The 4,080-nt window shown below is 36.1% G+C and carries 3 protein-coding genes and 6 tRNA genes; all 9 read left to right on the forward strand.

The window, feature by feature from the left end; genetic code table 11:
- The coding region (locus tag Q0277_RS03270) for a non-canonical purine NTP pyrophosphatase (RefSeq protein WP_297995569.1) at positions 1 to 221 on the forward strand (221 nt) is incomplete at its 5' end.
- Positions 222 to 295: 74 nt separating this feature from the next.
- A tRNA-Pro gene (locus tag Q0277_RS03275) sits at positions 296 to 372 on the forward strand.
- A gap of 5 nt (positions 373 to 377) precedes the next feature.
- Positions 378 to 454: transfer RNA gene (locus Q0277_RS03280), tRNA-His, on the forward strand.
- 6 nt (positions 455 to 460) lie between these two features.
- Positions 461 to 537, forward strand: a tRNA-Arg gene (locus Q0277_RS03285).
- Positions 538 to 552: 15 nt separating this feature from the next.
- Positions 553 to 629 (forward strand) — tRNA-Arg (locus Q0277_RS03290).
- A gap of 49 nt (positions 630 to 678) precedes the next feature.
- Positions 679 to 763: transfer RNA gene (locus Q0277_RS03295), tRNA-Leu, on the forward strand.
- A 14-nt stretch (positions 764 to 777) separates the two neighbouring features.
- Positions 778 to 852: transfer RNA gene (locus tag Q0277_RS03300), tRNA-Asn, on the forward strand.
- A gap of 248 nt (positions 853 to 1,100) precedes the next feature.
- Positions 1,101 to 3,128, forward strand: coding sequence for an ATP-binding protein (locus Q0277_RS03305; protein WP_297995571.1), 2,028 nt, complete (start codon positions 1,101 to 1,103; stop codon positions 3,126 to 3,128).
- A gap of 151 nt (positions 3,129 to 3,279) precedes the next feature.
- A partial coding sequence (locus Q0277_RS03310) for a DUF262 domain-containing protein (RefSeq protein WP_297995572.1) occupies positions 3,280 to 4,080 on the forward strand: 801 nt, incomplete at its 3' end.

Raw genomic sequence — 4,080 nt, forward strand, 5'->3', positions numbered from 1 at the left:
CGGCGCACGGCTTTATGCACGGCACGGCGATCTGCGAAGAGCGCGGTCACAACGGCTTCGGATACGATTTTATGTTTATTCCGCGCGGATTTGACCGCACGATCGGGGAGCTACCCGCTGCGGTGAAATTTGAAATTTCGCACCGCACGAAGGGGCTGGCGCTGATGCAAATTTTATTGAAAAATTTAGAAAAACAGATGAGACTTGCTAAATTTCATTAAATTTAAGACCGCAAAAAGCGGAATTTAAGAAAAAATATATATAATACGCTTTTCATTCAATCCACGAAAATCTACGGAGCGTAGCGCAGGCTGGTAGCGCATCTGGTTTGGGACCAGAGGGTCGAAGGTTCGAATCCTTTCGCTCCGACCATTGTGGTGAGTTTAGCTCAGTAGGTTAGAGCATCAGATTGTGGTCCTGAGGGTCGTGGGTTCGATTCCCACAACTCACCCCACTTTATGCGCTCGTAGCTCAATTGGATAGAGCAACAGACTTCGGATCTGTAGGTTGAAGGTTCGACTCCTTTCGAGCGTACCACTGATTTGATATTTTGCGCTCATAGCTCAGTTGGATAGAGCAACGGCCTTCTAAGCCGTAGGCCAGAGGTTCGAATCCTCTTGGGCGTACCATATTAAGCTCATATTAAGAGCTTTTTGGCTAATATGCGCTTTCTTTTTTGCGGATGTGGTGAAATTGGCAGACACACCAGACTTAGGATCTGGCGCCTCACGGCATGAAGGTTCAAGTCCTTTCATCCGCACCATCCATTCTACGCGTTCCGGATTAGCTCAGCGGTAGAGTAGGCGGCTGTTAACCGCTTGGTCGCTGGTTCGAATCCAGCATCCGGAGCCACTTAAATTCCCTAATCCTTAATTAGTAAAATATAAAATTTTAGTGCAAAATACTTTTTATATATTAAGCTCTATAAAAAATGCCTTTCGTAAATTTACTGAAAACGCAAGCATATTAAATATAGCAACTCGTTTGCGCTGCAAAAATGATATAAAATTCACATACAAAACATATATTTACATTAATATGGACATAAATCTGTCCTCTTTGCATAGTAAAATACCTCCAAAATAAACAAGGAGGTACTAATGAAAAACAGAAATTTATTCGTAGATAGCGAGATATATGACCTTGCCAGTCTTTGGATACTCAGAGCGATATTTTGTGCTGGAGCACAAAGAGAATTTCTAAAATCCAAATATGGCAACCTTTTGGAATTTTTAGAGATTAATTCGGACGAGCCAACCCAGCAAGATATTAAAATCCTAAAAGATAAGCTTGCCGTTCTTGAGAAAAGCAAAATTTCATGCGAGTTAAAAGAGCTCGAATATAATTTAAATTTGCTTCAAGCAAATTTAGGTTTAAACGATACCGAAAAGGCTATTTTGAGGTTCGTCGCGATTATGTTTAATTACGAAATCGTTTCGGACGCTTGCGAGCTGACAGAAAATTTAAACGATAGACAGGCTGCAAAAGCCATATCACAGATATTAAATTTAAGCTTTATTGACGTACAAAAAGCTTTTAAAAAAGATGGAATTTTTGCTAAAACTTCACTTATAAAATTAGATATCTACGGACGCAATTTAAGATCAAAAATTGACGTGATAAATAACGACTTCATAGGCGCTTTATTTGTTAAATGCGAAAGCATAGACGAAATTTTCGCAAGCACCATAAAACCTTGTAGCAATACAAATTTAACTCTTAAAAATTATGCTCATATTAAAGATGATACGCAAATTTTAATCTCTTTTTTAAAAAATGCTATCCGCAAAAGACAAAAAGGCGTAAACGTACTTTTATACGGCCCTGCAGGTACAGGCAAGACCGAGCTTAGCAAGGTTTTAGCAAAAGAATTAAGTTTAAAGCTTTATAAGGTTGCTTATGGAGACGAAAGCGGATACGATAATGAAGCCCAAAGAATAAGATCTTATTGCCTCGCGCAAAATATCTTGCAAGCAGGTTCAAATTTGCTGATGTATGATGAAGCCGAGGATGTATTTAACATAAATAACGACGAGAAAAGGCAATACGGCAAAGCCTTTATAAATAGAGCTCTTGAAACCAACGAAGTACCTACTATTTGGATTACGAATAATATTTATAGCATGGACGAGGCCGTCATTAGACGTTTTAATCTAGCCATAAAGCTTGGAGTGCCTAATAAAAACGTAAGAGCGAGGATCATCAAAGAATATAGCGCAAATTTGATAGATAATAAGCTAATCAATAAACTTGCAAAAAATGAATTTATTGCGCCCGCAATCGTTAGCAATGCAAGCTTAGTCGTTTCAAGCTTAAGTCTAAGAGATAAAAACAAGGCTTTTGAGCGCGTGATAAGCAATACTTTAAAAGCACAAGGCTACGGCGCGCTAGAAAAGGATAATAAAAAAGAGAGATTAAAAGATGATCTGCCTAGCAGCTATGATCCAAATTTCGTAAACTCAAGCTGCGACCTAAACGAGCTAATGCAGGGCATAAAAGAAAGCAAAAGCGCTAGGATTTGCCTTTACGGAGTTCCAGGAACTGGGAAGAGCGCCTATGCTAAATTTATCGCCAAAAGTCTAAGAAAGCCAATAATCATCAAAAAAGGAAGCGAGCTTTTATCTATGTGGGTCGGCGGAACCGAGAAAAATATAGCCGAGGCCTTTAAAGAGGCTGGTAGCAAAAAAGCAGTGCTAGTATTTGATGAAGTCGATAGCTTTTTACAAGATAGAAGCCTAGCTGCTAGAAGCTGGGAGGTAACTCAAGTAAATGAAATGCTAGTGCAGATGGAGAGCTTTGGTGGCATCTTTATCGCTACGACGAATTTGATCGATAATCTCGATAAGGCAAGTCTTAGAAGATTTGATTTAAAGCTTGAGTTCGGATATTTATTGCCAAATCAAGCATTAAATTTGTTCAAAAAAGAGTGCGCATCATTAAGGATAAAATTTGACGAAAACGTAGCTGCAAGAATTTCGGGTTTAAGCTTTTTGGCGCCAGGAGATTTTGCGAGCGTGCGAAGACAGGCTAAATTTAAAAGGGTTAAAAACAGCGATGATTTTTATGAGAGATTGGAACGGGAAGTCGCGCTAAAGAATGAAAATAAAGTAAAAAGGATAGGGTTTTAGCAACACAACTAGCGGAGTTAAAACGGTGTCATTTTTATTTAAAGGATAAAAATTTTAGGCTTTTTATAGTAAAATTTTAAAAGATTTAAGGAGAAATACTATGACAAATGACGACAATGAGTAGAATAATTACATTTTAAGTGCAGATGACATACTAAGTAGCGCAAATTATCAAATCCCATACTACCAACGCCCATATGTATGGAGTGAGGATTTGGCTTTAGGGCTGCTTTCAAGCATTAAAAGATCGTTTAAAAATGGAAGCTCTAATGAAATTTTACTAGGGCACATAATTTTGCATAAGGAAGTACATGAAAACAAAGAATCAATTAACAATATAGTCGATGGGCAGCAACGTATAACTACGCTAGCTCTTATTTTAAAAGCTTTAGGCGATAATGATGTGCCTTTTTTAGATAATAAAATAAATTTAAATTTCGGAAAAGAAACAGAGGATTGGTTAAGTGATCATTTTTATAAAAGAGAACTTATTATAAGGAAAAATAGTAAATTAAATGAAATTATTACAAATAGAGTAGAAAATGATGTTGCATTTCTAGGAAAAGAAGATTGGATATTTTACAAAGGTGATAATTCTATTTTAAATTATCAAAATATTAATTTATTTTCGGAAGAAGAATTAAATCAAATCAAAGAGGTTTTAGCTTCAAGAAAGAGATTTTTTAATTCAAAAAATGCAAAATATTACACAATAATAATACCAGATAAAAATAAAATTTATGGTGATAAATATTATCCGAAATATATAAAAAAAATGAGCCTTATGATAAAAAATGACAAATCTTTAAAAGATGAAATAAAAAATATAATAAACAAAAACGAAAAATCACTTGTTGAAATATTTAAATTAACCCAAAATGCAGAATTTAATTCTACTTTGAATGAGTATATGGAAAAATTTGGTGACAGAACCGTCCACGAACTGAAACTG

This window comes from uncultured Campylobacter sp. (assembly GCF_938030815.1).
GTDB lineage: Bacteria > Campylobacterota > Campylobacteria > Campylobacterales > Campylobacteraceae > Campylobacter_B.

Excerpts from the sequence above, each read along its gene's own strand:
- Q0277_RS03305 (WP_297995571.1), top strand. The coding sequence starts at position 1,101 with ATGAAAAACAGAAATTTATTCGTAGATAGCGAGATATATGACCTTGCC.